Raw genomic sequence first — 13,261 nt, 5'->3', positions numbered from 1 at the left:
CCTTTACCTGCAAATTTGTCTGTAATCTCATTGTAGTGTATTTAATGGGATTTTGGAATATTGTAAAGGAAAATATTATGTGAAATCTAAGTTTAATTTGGTACAATGAAGAGAAGTGCTAGTTTAAAGGAGGACGTTTTTTTGAAATCGAAAGTGCACTTTTGGACATTAGAAGTGCTGATGGTTGTAGGAATTATATTTATTTGCACAAAAATATCGTTTCTATTTCAACCGATTGGTATCTTCATATCAACATTATTTTTCCCAATTTTAATCGCGTTATTTTTATACTTCATATTTAACCCATTGTTAGTCTTTTTGGAGAATAAAAAAGTACCTAGAGGTTTAGCGATTTTACTACTGTATCTTTTTATTATCACATTAACTGGAGTTGCTATTGGAGTAGTTGTTCCAACCATCTCACAACAGCTAATGGATCTAGTGAAAAACATGCCGACTTATATAAAAGAGGGGAAAGTATACATACAAGATCTATCCCATCATAGGTTATTTGAATGGTTATCTACACAAAACTACGTTTCCATTGAAACAATTGAGAAAAATGCGATTGAATACTTAAAGGAAATACCAAACACAATTACGTCGAGTGCAACGGCTTTATTTGGTATTATCACGAACGTGGCGTTAGTTATTTTTACAGTACCGTTCATTTTATTTTATATGTTTAAAGATGGACATGCATTTCCAGGAAAAGCTGTTAGTGTATTACCAGAGTCTTACCGTGAAGAAGGACTTCGTATCATAAAGGAAACGAACGAAACATTATCTGCATATATTCAAGGGCAAGCGCTCGTTTGTTTATTTATAGGTGCCTTTACATTTACTGGTTATTTAATTATCGGTTTACCGTATGCTTTCGTTTTAGGGATTATCGCAGCATTTACAAATATAATTCCGAACTTAGGTCCATTTATCGGAGCAGCACCAGCTGTCATTATAGGTCTGTTCGTATCTCCGATGCAAGCTTTGTACGTAATTATTATAGTAACAATCGTACAACAGTTTGAAAGTAACATCATTTCACCGCGTATTATGAGTTCAAAATTAAATATCCATCCGTTAACAATTATCATCCTTATTTTAGGGGTAGGTAATTTCGCGGGAATTATCGGAATGATTTTAGCAGTACCAGCTTATGCGGTAACAAAAACGGTTGTTTCGAACTTAGTGAGATTGTTTAAGACGAAACGAAGTAAACGGAAATAGAATATGTTGAGAAAGATACACCGCTTAATAGTGGTGTATCTTTTGTTTTTTTAGAGTGTATGAAATACGTATTATTATATATTTTTCACACATCAAATTAACTGCAACACTTGTATAAATTATTCCTGTTAAACTACGTGGAATCCCTCTGAACTATCCAAATCATTTCTTTACACCGCGTCATTAACATCATAATCGACTCCTTTCATTTCTAATGTAAGTTCAAACAATTATAGGTGAGTGTAGTACTTGCTTCTACGATCACGAATTTCATCTATAATCTTTTTATACTGTACCTCTTGTTGTACTTCATTTGCAGATATAGTTTCTTTTTGAATCGTAATGGTTAAAAAGAAAAGGTGAAACTTCATACATGAATTCCTCCTTTCGAATAGGAATTACAGGTGACTACAATAATGACTTTGTCGTTCTTTTACGTTGTCCATAGCCTGTTCAATTTGTTGGTCATGAAGCATATCAGACTCAGACAGTTTATTTTTTTGAATGGTAATCGTTAAAAATAATACTCTGAATTTCATTGGATTTTTACCCCTTTATAATTTATTTAGTAAAGACGATTGTAATAAGAGGACTGGCGCTCTTTCACATCATCCATAATATTTTTAATTTGTTGTTCGCGAGAAATTTCATCTCTTGAAAGTTTACGTTTTTGAATGATAATCGTTAAAAAGAAAGCCTTAAATTTCATTAGGATATTGCCCCTTTATAATTTATTTAGTAAAGACGATTGTAATAAGAGGACTGACGCTCTTTTACTCCGTCCATAATATTTTTAATTTGTTGTTCACGTGAAATTTCATCTTTTGAAAGTTTGCGTTTTTGAATGGTAATCGTTAAAAAGAAAGCTTTAAATTTCATTAGGATATTACCCCTTTAAAAAATATTTTTAATACATTTGTGTATAATACGAACTTTTAATGTCCGTTATTTTATCCATAGTTTGTTTTAATTGTTGTTTACGAAATATTTCAGCTTCAGATAACGTTTTTTTCTGAAGTGCTGTCGTAAAAAAGAAAATATGAAAAGTCATAGACGAATTCCTCCTTTCGAAAAGGAATTACAGGTGATCACAATAAAGCACTTGGCGCTCCTTAACATCATTCATAGCTTTTGCAATTTGCTCATTATGAAGAATTTCAGCTTTGGAAAGTGTATTTCTTTGAATCGTAATACTTAAAAACAATACGCTAATAGTCATCGAATGTTGCTCCTTTCTTTAAAAAATAATGTATGAGACTAAAAAATCGCACAAAAAAGCCACAGGAAGATATCGTTCTCCTATGGCTGGGCGTGAAAAAGCCACAGGAAAGTATACGACCTCCTGTGGCGAATTTATGAATTAATAGAAATAAAGTGCGATTTTCAATTCTCCATTAGGGTGGTCGAATTCATATTTAATTGTCCGAAAAACACAGGTGCAGTTAACGCTAAAGTTAAAGCATCTAATTGTAATTTCATCATTTCCTTCGACCTCCTTTTAGAATATTTTTCTTACGTTAGTAATTATATACAATTAATGGATAATTGTAAACATAAAAATTGAAAATTTTTAATTTTGATTAAAATGCGTATATTTTAAAGGGTTTTTAATGGATACATTGTATAGATTGGATAATAAATAGAACTTGGGGGTGTCTAATGAAGTATATGAATAGCATAGCAGGTGTTATGCTAACATTTTTTTTATTTGTTACTGCTTGTTCTAATGGGGAACAAATAAAAGAAATATCACATATTGAACCTGGGGTTTTTAAAAAATATACGGGGACATACGTTGGAAATAATTCCGACGTGTTTGCGATTGTTAAAAACTTACCTGGTGGTGGAACAGTTCAAAGTATAAATTTGAAAAATGAGAAGATCGCGGTGAAATACGGTGAGAAAAAGAGTGGTAATTTAACAGAAGATATCATTGAGACGTATTGGTTTGATGAAAGGGATACGATGAAAAAGAACTTTCTCTTTAATGCTATTTATCTTGCAATTTTAGTACCAAATGCGAAAGGGTATGAGTTTCAGGTTAAAAATCAAAGTTTTGCATTGAAAAGAGAAGAACTTTTACCCATACTTTATAAAGAATTTAATGATTTACCAAAGGATGATCTTATATGGAATAAGGGAATCGTAATGAACTTCTTTTACGGTAATCAAGAAAAAATAGAAAAGCTAGTTAATAATAAAGATTTTCGAAAGCAATTTTTTGATGAACATCCTGTGAGGGAATCTAAGTGATAGGGAAAGAGAAAATAGAAGAATTGCACGATAGATTGTATACAGGTCCTTTACTACAATTTTTGAGAACGGATATTCCATACATACCACATGTAACAGTTGGGAGAAAAGGTAGCGCGGAGTTAGCAACTGAAATAGCGAAGGGGATTCCTAGTTTTCATGAGAAGTTGGACTGTGTAATTAATAGAATTAGTGTGGAACGAATTGGTGAGAATGGAGAGTCAATTATTGAATTTGAAGTACCATTGCAAAAAAGCTGACAAAAGTCAGCTTTTTTATTTCGTACCATGAAGTAAAGCACCAATCGCACCACTATAACCGCCGTCTTGTAAAAAGACTGGTATTTTATTTTGATATTCTGTATAGCTACTTATAATATTTTGAAGATGTACGTTATTACATAGAGTAGAACCGATGTAAATGATATGGTCAATATTTTTCGTTTCGGCGAATTGAAGGCTTAATGCTGTGACGACTTCACCGACAAGTCCTTGAACGGTAGCTAGTATATCTGAACTACTATAATTTGAATCTGTAATGGCCGCTTTTCCGAAATTACTAGCAGTTAAGTTATTATCAATAGGGGAGAGAATCCCACCATAAATATCTCCAACTGTAATATCTAGACTTTTTCTGGAGCCTATATTCGTAAGCGGAATCACATCTTCAAAATGATCTATATTTGTTAATAGTTTTGAAAGGCCCATAATAGTACCACCGCCAACGCCAGTTCCCCCAGCGCGAACGTATTGCTTGTCGTGAACATAGTGAATGGAAGTACCTGTACCGATATTTGTTAATACAAAGTTGTTTATAGCACGTTTTTCTTCTTTTAGTATGTAGCGTACGCCTGCTAAAGTAGCTTCAAACTCGTTTAATTCTACTATTTTATATGAACCTGAAAGTAGTTGTTCTAACTGTTTAGCTTTACCACCTGTAATGCATAATTGTGTAATTGAATTATTATTATGAAGCCATTCTTTAATTCTTTTTTGTTCATATGAATAAAATTTTTCAAAAACTAATTTGTTCATTTCGTTAAAGTAAGCAATTTTTGTTAATGTTCCCCCAGCATCAATACCAACAACATTCCGCATTTTTCTACTCCTTACTATGTAATCTGTTTAATCAGCTTGATATATTAATAGCTTTTCAATGGTAACGATTGATTGACCGTTTACAGAGGCAATTCCTTTCCCAAGAATAAAACCTCGTCTGTTACGTGTTAATTCATAATGTAAGTCAAGTTTATCACCGGGATACGCATTTTCATGAAATTCCACCCCATCTAAAGAGGAGAGGAAACCAAGTCCTTCAGATTCACCTGTACTTACAAAAGCACTAAGTTGAGCGAGTGCTTCTACAATTAGCATATGAGGCATATAGTTTTGATTGTTATTAATAAACCACTCGTTATTTGTGATCAGTTTGTATCCTATAGCTGATTGAGATTCTTTAACGTTTGTAATTTTATCGATCATTAAAAATGGATAGCGATGTGGAAGAGTATCTTTAATATTCATATCGTACCTCCAGGAATAATAATAACCCTGCTAAAGTTAAGCAGGGGAGTTATTATTAATTCTTAACTAATTCTTCTATTTTTTCAATAGAGAAAATACCGCTATTTTTAATGTTTTCAACTGCTTCTTGTAATACTACTTTATCTTGAATAAGTGCAATACGTACAAAGCCTTCGCCGTGAGGACCGAAAGCATGGCCTGGTGTGACAACGACATTTGCACGATCCATAAGTGCATAAGCGAACTCTAGAGAAGTCCATCCTTTCGGAATTTCAGCCCAAACGAACATACTTCCAGCGGGTTTATCGACATTCCAACCGAATTTGCCGAATCCGTCCACTAAAGTATCTCTACGTTCTTGGTAAATTCCACGGTTTTTCTCGCAAAACGCAGCGCCGTGTCGTAATGCAGCGGATGCAGCTTTTTGAATTGGTAAAAACACACCGTAATCTGTATTAGACTTAAATTGCGTAAGCGCGCCGACAATTTCTTCGTTACCAATCATATAACCAATACGGCTACCTGCTAAACTATAACTTTTTGATAAAGAGTTTATTTCTACACCAACTTCTTTTGCACCAGGTACAGATAAGAAGCTAATTGGCTTTTGACCATCAAAATAAAATTCAGCATAAGCAAAATCATGGACAATGATAATATTATGTTTTTTCGCGAATGCAATTACCTCTTTAAAGAAATCTTCATGAGCCATTGCTGGAACTGGATTCCCTGGGAAGTTCAAAATCATCATCTTCGCTTTATCGGCAATTTCTTTAGGGATAACTTCTAAGTTAGGTAAGAAATCATTTTCTTTCTTTAATGGCATGTAGTAAGATGTTGCACCGGCCATTTGAATTCCTGTTTCATAAGCTGTATATCCTGGATCAGGAACTAGTATTATATCTCCCGGATTTGCAAAAACCATAGGTAAATGAACGAGTCCGTCTTGTGAACCCATTAATAATAAAACTTCTTTTTCAGCATTTAATATAACATTATGAGTGTTGTTGTAATATTCAGTTACAGCTTCGTGAAATTCTTGAATACCAGATAACGTATATCCGTAACTTTCTTTTGCACTTGCTGTATGTACCATTGCTTCTCTTACGAAATCAGCAGGAGGCATATCGGGATTCCCGATACTTAAATCAATCATTTTATGACCTGCTGCAATTTTCTCTTTTTTATAGGCCCCTAATTCACTAAATATAGAAGATTGGAATGCTTTCATTCTAGTTGCTAACGTGTAAGTCATCAAAACCCCTCCTAAAAACAGTGTTTTCTTTCTGCGTTTTTAATTATTCTGAAAACACATGTTTACATTTTATCATTTTTTTATGAAAATTAAAACGATTGACAAATTTAGAGGGAGGATAATAAGGAGAGAAATAAAAATAACGCAGAAAATATTTTCTACGTTATAAATGGAGATTAATTGTTTGTTTTTTTATATGTACATGTTTTTTCAGTTGTAAAAAAGTATACATTTAATTTATTATCGACAACTTTTAAAGATTGATCTGATGTAAACGAGTTACCATAATCAATATGATAAACGTTAGAATTTTTAACAAACGTTCCTTTAAATAAATCCTCTTTTTTATTTGTTGTTTGCATTTCCACTAAATTGTGAACAACCTTTTCTTTCTTTTCTTCTTTTACAACTGTTTCAAATTTATAATATACAGGGCATTCACCTTTTTTATTATAAATGACTTCCCAAGAGCCGTATATATCATTATTGCTACATCCACTAAGTAGAACGACTAATATAGGAAAAACAAGTAGAAACTTTTTCATTGTGTACTCCTTTCTTATTAGTTTTTATAAACGTGCGAATACGATAGGAATATTGTAAAAAATAAAGTTTAAATTTTTATAAAGAATTACTAAATTTCACATAAAAATTTGGATAAAGATGAGATTTTCAAAATAAAAAGGCATGAATCTAGTGTAATACCAGATTCATGCCTAACAGTCTATCTTATGTTATGTCTTTTGAGGATAAATGAAGCGGAAAGAAGAATGAAAATTCCATTTACAATATATACATCTGTAATAATAAAGGCTAGGTTAGCTGCACCAAAACCACCTTTATCGAATATAGAAGCGAATGCTGTAGTAGTCAAAAAGATAATGGGAGTTAACAGTAAAAATAAGAAACCTGCAACAATCCTTCTTTTAAAGTGATTTTGAGATAGGGAAATGGCTAAAAAATTAAGGACGCCAAACATAATTAATGAAAAAAGAAGGGTAATTAATACTTGCATACCAACAGACATTTCCACAGCTCCTTTTTGAAAAATCTATTGTTTATTGTATTCGAAAACAGTAGGCGATCCACCTTTAAAAATTTGGACTATACAAAGTATATAAAGTTTAATCTTAGGAATTGAAAAAGACTGGATTAAGTAAAATACTTGATCCAGTCTTAAGAAGTATTAGTTTTATCCCGCTATTTGTGGGCAGTGGGAGATGAACAAACCCCTCACTGATTAAAGTTTCACTTTATAAATTTGCAGATTGTGACGTTTGTTTTTCAAATTGTTTCTGCTTAGATAGGGAAATAAAAATAATCAACAATGAAATGACTCCGAAAATTAGAACCATATACTGTAATCCAATCGTATCTAAGAAGAAGCCTGTGCCGAGTAAGACAATTTGGAACATAACTCTTTCAAACATATTACGGAATGAGAAGAGACGTCCGTGATAGCTTTTTTCGACTTTCGTTTGGAAAATTGTCGACATAATAGGGAAGAAGCAGCCAACACTAAATCCAAACAAACCAAATGAGGCAAGTGCCATCCATTTAATATCGCTAAAGAACAACGAAAGGTGTGCAAAAGCGGTGCAAAATGCGAAGAAATATAGTAACTTTTCAGGTTTGAAATGATCAGATAAACGTTTAATAACGAATGCACCTAACATAAACGCTACACCTTCAATTGTATATATGAATCCTTTAATTGTTGGGTCATGTTGCATTTCGCTAATGTTAATAACCATTAAATTGAATCCAGCTATAAATAAAAGAGGGATAATACTTAATATAAGTGCTTTAAAAGCAATAGGGATTCCTTTTAAAATACGAAATACTTCCATAAAACTATTATCTTTAGCTGATTGTTTACTTAATGTAGCTGATTTTTTATCTTCAAATTGTAGGAAGAAAGTTGAGAGGAATAATAAAGCGTATGCTGCCATTGAGAAGGCATACATATACTGTAAACTCATTACAACTAAAAGAATTCCACCTAGTGAAGTACCTGCAATACGAGCGATTGTACCAACATTCATATGTACACCGTTCATCTGTAATAGCTCATGTTCACGAACGATAAGTGGGATTACAGATTGTAATGCAGGGAAATAAAATGCCGCTGAAATTTGAAGTACAATCATAAAAGCAATCATAAAGGCGATACTTTCATATTGAATAGCGAAAAACATGAAAATAACACTAATAACACGACCAAATCCAGCGTAAAGAAGAACTTTCTTTTTTTCATACTGATCAATGACACGACCAGCCATTGGACCAACTAGAACGCCAGCTAACAGTCCGATAAATAATATAACTGATTTCATGAAATCAGAAGGGACGTATTTTTGCATAAATTCAAGATTACCAAGAATACCAAGCCATAACCCTAGACCAGCAATAAACTCCCCAATTAATACGATCCAAACATTTTTATTACGCCACATAATTTAAACCTCTCAGTCTTTTGAAATTAAAAACTCGTATATAAAACCTCCGTATTTATTCATTATTTTTTAACGCGCCTTTTTTAGAGTCAGAGTCTATATTACGTGTTTCATTAGTGGATTTCAATCTTTTTGATTTGTGGAAAAATGATGGATTAAGTGATGCGATGGGTAACTAAAAAGACAAAAAAACTTACAAGTAAATTCAAAGGAAAAGTATGTGTAGGGAAAATAAAAAAAGCAAGAGCGTAGATAATACGTCTCACTTTTCTCAAAAAATAAAAAATAGATAAAATTAGTAAAACTTTTATGTGAGTTGTTTCTTAATATTTTTCAAACGCTAGGCAGAAAACTCTTCTTTACGCACTTCAAAGAATTCATTACGGCGTAAGTAATTAAAAATTTTCTCTGAAACCTCTTTTTCCTCGGATATTAAGAAACGATGATCAAAAGCATAGAAAGATTGACCTTTAATTAGTTTTACGTAGTATATTTTACACGCCTCCTCAAATTTTGGATTATGACGTACCTTATATTATGATGGCCGATCTGACTGTTAATAATACTTAAAGTTTCAAAGGATAGGAGTACATATTGAAGAATACAATGAAATAGCTTACAAATTTGTAAGCTTAATGTCATCTTTTCCGATAGTTAAAATTAACCAGTATCTTCTATACTAAAAATAAGTTTCATAAAACAAGGGGGGAGAAAGATGGAGGAAGTAATTGGAGAAGTTGTAGCAGGGATTTGTGAATTTGTAGTTGAAGTTACGGTGGATGTTTTAGGAGATTTAGTTTCCGGAAATGATGAAGAGAAAGAAACATTATAAAATTTGTAGAAAGTTTAAAGATAAACAATGTGTAAAAGCTGATTTCTAAAGGGAAGTCAGCTTTTATATTTTTTACATTATATTAATAATATTTAAATATTCATCTTTTATGATGTTAATGAAACCAATAAAGGAGCTGATTGATATGAATATGCCTAATTCTAGTAAGATTGTGGTGAATATAAATGAAAAGGAATATCACTTTATTGTTCGTATACATCCACTTGCAGGAAAGATTATAGCGCTATTTGAAAATGGGAAAGAATATGGTTTGCTTGATAAGCAAATCGCTAGTAGGAATAAATTTATTAGGTCAGAACTTACTAAGTTGGAGCATTTCAACATAGATATTTTTTATGATAGTCCTGGGTGGATATGGATTGGCATGGATCAATATGGATTTCATGCAAGAGAGGCTACTAATAGCGAAGTAGAAGTTCTTGTGAAGTTACAGGGGGATTAAGCTATTTAGACGTGTAAGAAGATCCTCAAATATAAGAGATACTTTGTGGGGTTGTGGGATAAGTTCCCATAACCTTTTTTGTTTTGTACTTAAAAATAAAAGAGTTAAATTTTTTTGATAGAAGGTCTCTAATAGAAGAGACGAGACTAAAAGAGGATTTGAAATTATATAGAGAGAACTTATAAATTAAATATAATACTTTATAGAAAGAAGATGATAAAAATGAGTAAAGAAGAACTTGTGAAACAACAATTTGGTAGTAATGCAGAGAAGTATGTGAAAAGTAAAATTCATGCAAATGGACCGGATTTACAATATGTAGTTCAGCAAGTTGAAACTCGTCATAATACTCGTCTTCTTGATATTGCTACTGGTGGTGGACATGTTGCAAATTTGTTAGCCCCAATGTTTAAAGAGGTAGTCGCTCTTGATTTAACAGAAAAAATGTTAGAAAAAGCAAAAGGTTTTATAGAAGGGAACGGACATGAAAATGTATCATTTGTAGCAGGAAATGCAGAAAATTTACCATTTGCTGATGAAGCCTTTGATACAATTACATGCCGAATTGCCGCACATCACTTTGTTGATCCTTTGCAATTTATTTTTGAAGTACATCGAACGTTAGAAAATAATGGATTATTTATATTAATTGATAATGTTTCACCAGAAAATAATGAATTTGATACATTTTATAACTTTATCGAAAAGAAGAGAGATCCGAGCCATGAACGAGCTTTGAAAAAAACAGAATGGATTACTTTATTAGAAAAACAAGGTTTGCAAATGCAGTCATGTCATACTTTTGACAAGAAGTTCGATTTTGATTGGTGGTGCGATATGATGGATGTACCTATGCAAAAACGTGTAAAGTTAACAGAGTGTATGATGAAATCATCAAATGAAATGCAGGGATTTTTCAAAATTCAATTTGAAAACAATAAAATAGAATCGTTCTATACTGAAATGGCACTGTTCGTATGTAAAAAAAGTTCAACATTAAAAAGATAAATTTCTTGCAGTCTTTCTGATGTACGATATACTTAGTACAGATAAAATGAGAATTGAGGAATAGCAATAATGATTCGTGTACGTATTGAGGGAACTGAGGAAGAGATGCTTGAATTTTTAGAGAAAATGCCTGACATTCCTGGGTTTGAAAAAACACATATGAGAGAACCGAGAAAAGGGAATAATCCGAAATATGATTCAAGCAAAAATGTACTAGCATATTTATCGTATAAGAAGATTGAAGTCGCCAATAAATAGGCGGCTTTTTTAATTATCTCCGTTTCACCGCCTTGTCTTTTTTGCATAATAATGATAGTAGATTATGCTGGAGAGGGGTGAGAAAAGTTAATAAAAAAATAATCTTTTTCGGAGATTTTGGTATTGATGATGCAGTAACGTTAATTTATGCGAATAAAACATGCAAATTAGATATTATAGGTATCGTTGCAGAGTATGGAAATGTATCAAGAGAAATTGTAACGGAAAATGTTTATTTTTTAGAAAGATACTATGCTACAAAAGTGAAAATCATTAAAGGTGCCAGTAGACCAATGACAGCTGAAGATCCTTTGTTTTTTCCTGAAATTCATGGGGATCACGGTTTAGGTCCAATCATTCCACCGAAAATGAGATTTTGTGACAGCGAAAATTTTTGCGAATTGATTAAATTAATTGAGCCTTGTCCTGAAAATATTATTATTGTGGCGACGGGACGATTAACGACACTTGCAACATTATTTTTATTGTACCCCAATTTAATGAATCGAGTATGTTCTTATTATATAATGGGCGGTGCTTTTCTATTTCCAGGTAATGTTACACCGGTATCTGAAGCCAATTTTTACGGCGATCCAATTGCGGCAAATATCGTAATGAGATATGCGAAGAACGCTACTATATATCCGTTAAATGTAACGCAAGAAGCACTTATTACTCCTGAAATGGTCGATATTATTGATAAAGAAGGAGCAGGGCAGGCAAAACTTATTAAACCAATGATTGATTTTTATTACGAGAACTTTTACAAAAAAGAATATCCAGGTATTGCTGGGAGTCCGATTCACGATTTACTTCCGTTCATTTCATTTATAAATGATGATATTTTTGAATATAAAAAATCAGCAGTTTGGATTAGTACGACAAATGATGTAACGAGAGGTCAAAGTGTTGCGGATTTTAGAAAAATAGCTGAGCCAACGACGTTTGATAATCGTCCTATACAAAGGATTGCCGTTGAATTTAATTATCAAGCGTTTAAAGACGAATTTATGAGAACAATATTGAAGCCAGATTGTCCTTAAAAGGTTGAGTAGATTTGAATGATTTTCATAAGACGAATAACTTACGAAAAATGAAACATAACTAATGGTAAGCAATTGTTTCTAATTATAATTTTTATTGGTCAATTATAAAGGAGGAAATGATATGATTTGGTCTTTAATAGTCGGTGGTATATTAGGTTGGTTTGCAAGTTTAATTACTGGAAAAGATGTACCAGGCGGTGTAATTGGTAATATTATTGCGGGTATTGTCGGTTCTTGGCTTGGTACAGCATTACTTGGTAAATTTGGACCTGTTATAGGCGGATATGCGATTGTTCCGGCTTTAATAGGCGCGATTGTTTTGATTTTCATCGTAAGCTTTATATTCCGTGCAATGCGGAAATGAATACAAAGGGACTGTTTACATTTGTGAGCAGTCCCTTTGTATTATGTTGTTTAATCTGTTATGCTACTTTTATACAATCAGGAGGTGTCAGCATTGAAATCATTTACAGTAAATTTTCATCAAGAGGATAATGCAAAGGCAACAACAGTACATAAATTAAGTGAAGAGGACTTCGATAAAGCAACAGAAAAAGGTACTCGTCATCTATTTGATTTAGATACAAACGTTGGTTTCTTCGTATTCTTTGATGCTGAAGATGAAGAAGGAAACGAGCAATACTTAATGTTACAATATGAAGGAGATCATGAAGAACCAAGTGCTTGCTACGGATTTGATTTGAAATTATTCTATCAATTTTTAGCACTATACTTAAATGATCTTGAATTCCAAGGCGAGACAAATGAAGAAGAGGAAGAAAATGGTCCAATTCATCATTTAGCACATTTACTTTACCATATCGTTGAAGATGGTAAATCAATCGAAGTGTAAAAATACATATTTGAAGCTGTCCTTAAATAGGACAGCTTTTTTAATTTTATTAAGATATTATTTCAAGTGCCATTCCCTCAAGCCTTA

The 13,261-nt window shown here is 32.4% G+C and carries 21 protein-coding genes and 1 pseudogene; 9 read left to right on the top strand and 13 right to left on the bottom strand.

Annotated features, from left to right (window positions below; genetic code table 11):
* Positions 1 to 141 precede the first annotated feature (141 nt).
* A complete protein-coding gene (locus tag MHB76_RS13920; protein WP_078174315.1) occupies positions 142 to 1,227 on the top strand; it encodes an AI-2E family transporter in 1,086 nt (361 codons plus the stop codon).
* A gap of 230 nt (positions 1,228 to 1,457) precedes the next feature.
* Here the strand turns inward: MHB76_RS13920 and MHB76_RS13915 are convergent, their stop codons facing one another.
* Genes MHB76_RS13915 through MHB76_RS13890 form a run of 6 tightly spaced genes read right to left on the bottom strand, consistent with a single transcriptional unit; the run spans position 1,458 to position 2,446 of the window.
* Entirely contained in the window at positions 1,458 to 1,598 is a 141-nt protein-coding gene (locus MHB76_RS13915; protein ID WP_002110425.1) for a YrzI family small protein, read from the bottom strand.
* A 27-nt stretch (positions 1,599 to 1,625) separates the two neighbouring features.
* A complete protein-coding gene (locus tag MHB76_RS13910; RefSeq protein ID WP_078174316.1) occupies positions 1,626 to 1,766 on the bottom strand; it encodes a YrzI family small protein in 141 nt (46 codons plus the stop codon).
* Between the two features lie 26 nt (positions 1,767 to 1,792).
* Positions 1,793 to 1,936: a YrzI family small protein gene (locus MHB76_RS13905; protein WP_002161433.1), complete on the bottom strand. Its 144-nt coding sequence runs from the start codon at positions 1,934 to 1,936 to the stop codon at positions 1,793 to 1,795.
* A gap of 26 nt (positions 1,937 to 1,962) precedes the next feature.
* Positions 1,963 to 2,106 carry a YrzI family small protein gene (locus MHB76_RS13900; RefSeq protein WP_016100548.1) on the bottom strand — a complete coding sequence of 48 codons (144 nt, stop codon included), beginning with the start codon at positions 2,104 to 2,106 and terminating at the stop codon, positions 1,963 to 1,965.
* Between the two features lie 28 nt (positions 2,107 to 2,134).
* Complete coding sequence (locus MHB76_RS13895; protein WP_000142704.1) at positions 2,135 to 2,278, bottom strand: YrzI family small protein; 144 nt, start codon at positions 2,276 to 2,278, stop codon at positions 2,135 to 2,137.
* Between the two features lie 27 nt (positions 2,279 to 2,305).
* Positions 2,306 to 2,446, bottom strand: coding sequence for a YrzI family small protein (locus MHB76_RS13890; protein ID WP_002110421.1), 141 nt, complete (start codon positions 2,444 to 2,446; stop codon positions 2,306 to 2,308).
* A 440-nt stretch (positions 2,447 to 2,886) separates the two neighbouring features.
* Between MHB76_RS13890 and MHB76_RS13885 the strand changes: the two genes are divergently transcribed.
* Positions 2,887 to 3,480, top strand: a complete 594-nt coding sequence (locus MHB76_RS13885) for a DUF4825 domain-containing protein (protein ID WP_002161436.1) — start codon at positions 2,887 to 2,889, stop codon at positions 3,478 to 3,480.
* Positions 3,481 to 3,482: 2 nt separating this feature from the next.
* Positions 3,483 to 3,740 (top strand): annotated as a pseudogene (locus tag MHB76_RS13880) (hypothetical protein); the annotation flags it as partial.
* Positions 3,741 to 3,755: 15 nt separating this feature from the next.
* Here MHB76_RS13880 and coaW read toward each other — a convergent pair.
* From coaW to MHB76_RS13845, 7 genes are all read right to left on the bottom strand, one after another.
* Positions 3,756 to 4,577 (bottom strand): type II pantothenate kinase, encoded by an 822-nt coding sequence (gene coaW / locus MHB76_RS13875; protein ID WP_078174318.1) that lies wholly within the window; start codon positions 4,575 to 4,577, stop codon positions 3,756 to 3,758.
* A 27-nt stretch (positions 4,578 to 4,604) separates the two neighbouring features.
* Positions 4,605 to 5,003 (bottom strand): 3-hydroxyacyl-ACP dehydratase FabZ family protein, encoded by a 399-nt coding sequence (locus MHB76_RS13870; RefSeq protein WP_078174319.1) that lies wholly within the window; start codon positions 5,001 to 5,003, stop codon positions 4,605 to 4,607.
* Between the two features lie 55 nt (positions 5,004 to 5,058).
* Positions 5,059 to 6,258 carry an LL-diaminopimelate aminotransferase gene (locus tag MHB76_RS13865; RefSeq protein WP_078174320.1) on the bottom strand — a complete coding sequence of 400 codons (1,200 nt, stop codon included), beginning with the start codon at positions 6,256 to 6,258 and terminating at the stop codon, positions 5,059 to 5,061.
* Between the two features lie 176 nt (positions 6,259 to 6,434).
* Complete coding sequence (locus tag MHB76_RS13860) at positions 6,435 to 6,803, bottom strand: hypothetical protein (RefSeq protein WP_078174321.1); 369 nt, start codon at positions 6,801 to 6,803, stop codon at positions 6,435 to 6,437.
* 179 nt (positions 6,804 to 6,982) lie between these two features.
* Positions 6,983 to 7,285, bottom strand: a complete 303-nt coding sequence (locus tag MHB76_RS13855) for a hypothetical protein (RefSeq protein WP_002161442.1) — start codon at positions 7,283 to 7,285, stop codon at positions 6,983 to 6,985.
* Positions 7,286 to 7,511: 226 nt separating this feature from the next.
* Positions 7,512 to 8,714: an MFS transporter gene (locus tag MHB76_RS13850; protein ID WP_002161443.1), complete on the bottom strand. Its 1,203-nt coding sequence runs from the start codon at positions 8,712 to 8,714 to the stop codon at positions 7,512 to 7,514.
* A gap of 340 nt (positions 8,715 to 9,054) precedes the next feature.
* The gene (locus tag MHB76_RS13845; protein ID WP_078174330.1) at positions 9,055 to 9,207 is read right to left on the bottom strand and encodes a YqbF domain-containing protein; all 153 of its coding nucleotides are present in this window, start codon (positions 9,205 to 9,207) and stop codon (positions 9,055 to 9,057) included.
* A 484-nt stretch (positions 9,208 to 9,691) separates the two neighbouring features.
* On the opposite strand from MHB76_RS13845, the gene MHB76_RS13840 reads away from it, so the two are divergent.
* The 6 genes from MHB76_RS13840 (at position 9,692) to MHB76_RS13815 (ending at position 13,174) form a co-directional block, all read left to right on the top strand.
* Entirely contained in the window at positions 9,692 to 10,009 is a 318-nt protein-coding gene (locus tag MHB76_RS13840) for a hypothetical protein (protein ID WP_078174322.1), read from the top strand.
* Between the two features lie 222 nt (positions 10,010 to 10,231).
* Positions 10,232 to 11,017 carry a class I SAM-dependent methyltransferase gene (locus MHB76_RS13835; protein ID WP_340986847.1) on the top strand — a complete coding sequence of 262 codons (786 nt, stop codon included), beginning with the start codon at positions 10,232 to 10,234 and terminating at the stop codon, positions 11,015 to 11,017.
* A 69-nt stretch (positions 11,018 to 11,086) separates the two neighbouring features.
* Positions 11,087 to 11,275: a DUF3970 family protein gene (locus tag MHB76_RS13830; RefSeq protein ID WP_002110407.1), complete on the top strand. Its 189-nt coding sequence runs from the start codon at positions 11,087 to 11,089 to the stop codon at positions 11,273 to 11,275.
* A gap of 77 nt (positions 11,276 to 11,352) precedes the next feature.
* Positions 11,353 to 12,318, top strand: coding sequence for a nucleoside hydrolase (locus tag MHB76_RS13825; RefSeq protein WP_002161446.1), 966 nt, complete (start codon positions 11,353 to 11,355; stop codon positions 12,316 to 12,318).
* A 124-nt stretch (positions 12,319 to 12,442) separates the two neighbouring features.
* Positions 12,443 to 12,685, top strand: coding sequence for a GlsB/YeaQ/YmgE family stress response membrane protein (locus tag MHB76_RS13820; protein WP_002013368.1), 243 nt, complete (start codon positions 12,443 to 12,445; stop codon positions 12,683 to 12,685).
* A gap of 93 nt (positions 12,686 to 12,778) precedes the next feature.
* Entirely contained in the window at positions 12,779 to 13,174 is a 396-nt protein-coding gene (locus MHB76_RS13815; protein ID WP_002161447.1) for a hypothetical protein, read from the top strand.
* The last annotated feature ends 87 nt before the right edge of the window (positions 13,175 to 13,261 follow it).

The organism is Bacillus sp. FSL M7-1345 (genome assembly GCF_038006985.1).
In the GTDB taxonomy this organism is placed as follows: Bacteria; Bacillota; Bacilli; order Bacillales; family Bacillaceae_G; genus Bacillus_A; species Bacillus_A cereus_U.
The sequence above is the reverse complement of the archived record's forward strand: the minus strand, read 5'-3'. Positions and strand labels throughout refer to the sequence as shown.

Excerpts from the sequence above, each read along its gene's own strand:
- MHB76_RS13915 (WP_002110425.1), bottom strand. The coding sequence starts at position 1,598 with ATGAAGTTTCACCTTTTCTTTTTAACCATTACGATTCAAAAAGAAACT.
- MHB76_RS13910 (WP_078174316.1), bottom strand. The coding sequence starts at position 1,766 with ATGAAATTCAGAGTATTATTTTTAACGATTACCATTCAAAAAAATAAA.
- MHB76_RS13905 (WP_002161433.1), bottom strand. The coding sequence starts at position 1,936 with ATGAAATTTAAGGCTTTCTTTTTAACGATTATCATTCAAAAACGTAAA.
- MHB76_RS13900 (WP_016100548.1), bottom strand. The coding sequence starts at position 2,106 with ATGAAATTTAAAGCTTTCTTTTTAACGATTACCATTCAAAAACGCAAA.
- MHB76_RS13895 (WP_000142704.1), bottom strand. The coding sequence starts at position 2,278 with ATGACTTTTCATATTTTCTTTTTTACGACAGCACTTCAGAAAAAAACG.
- MHB76_RS13890 (WP_002110421.1), bottom strand. The coding sequence starts at position 2,446 with ATGACTATTAGCGTATTGTTTTTAAGTATTACGATTCAAAGAAATACA.
- MHB76_RS13885 (WP_002161436.1), top strand. The coding sequence starts at position 2,887 with ATGAAGTATATGAATAGCATAGCAGGTGTTATGCTAACATTTTTTTTA.
- coaW (WP_078174318.1), bottom strand. The coding sequence starts at position 4,577 with ATGCGGAATGTTGTTGGTATTGATGCTGGGGGAACATTAACAAAAATT.
- MHB76_RS13870 (WP_078174319.1), bottom strand. The coding sequence starts at position 5,003 with ATGAATATTAAAGATACTCTTCCACATCGCTATCCATTTTTAATGATC.
- MHB76_RS13865 (WP_078174320.1), bottom strand. The coding sequence starts at position 6,258 with ATGACTTACACGTTAGCAACTAGAATGAAAGCATTCCAATCTTCTATA.
- MHB76_RS13860 (WP_078174321.1), bottom strand. The coding sequence starts at position 6,803 with ATGAAAAAGTTTCTACTTGTTTTTCCTATATTAGTCGTTCTACTTAGT.
- MHB76_RS13855 (WP_002161442.1), bottom strand. The coding sequence starts at position 7,285 with ATGTCTGTTGGTATGCAAGTATTAATTACCCTTCTTTTTTCATTAATT.
- MHB76_RS13850 (WP_002161443.1), bottom strand. The coding sequence starts at position 8,714 with ATGTGGCGTAATAAAAATGTTTGGATCGTATTAATTGGGGAGTTTATT.
- MHB76_RS13840 (WP_078174322.1), top strand. The coding sequence starts at position 9,692 with ATGAATATGCCTAATTCTAGTAAGATTGTGGTGAATATAAATGAAAAG.
- MHB76_RS13835 (WP_340986847.1), top strand. The coding sequence starts at position 10,232 with ATGAGTAAAGAAGAACTTGTGAAACAACAATTTGGTAGTAATGCAGAG.
- MHB76_RS13830 (WP_002110407.1), top strand. The coding sequence starts at position 11,087 with ATGATTCGTGTACGTATTGAGGGAACTGAGGAAGAGATGCTTGAATTT.
- MHB76_RS13820 (WP_002013368.1), top strand. The coding sequence starts at position 12,443 with ATGATTTGGTCTTTAATAGTCGGTGGTATATTAGGTTGGTTTGCAAGT.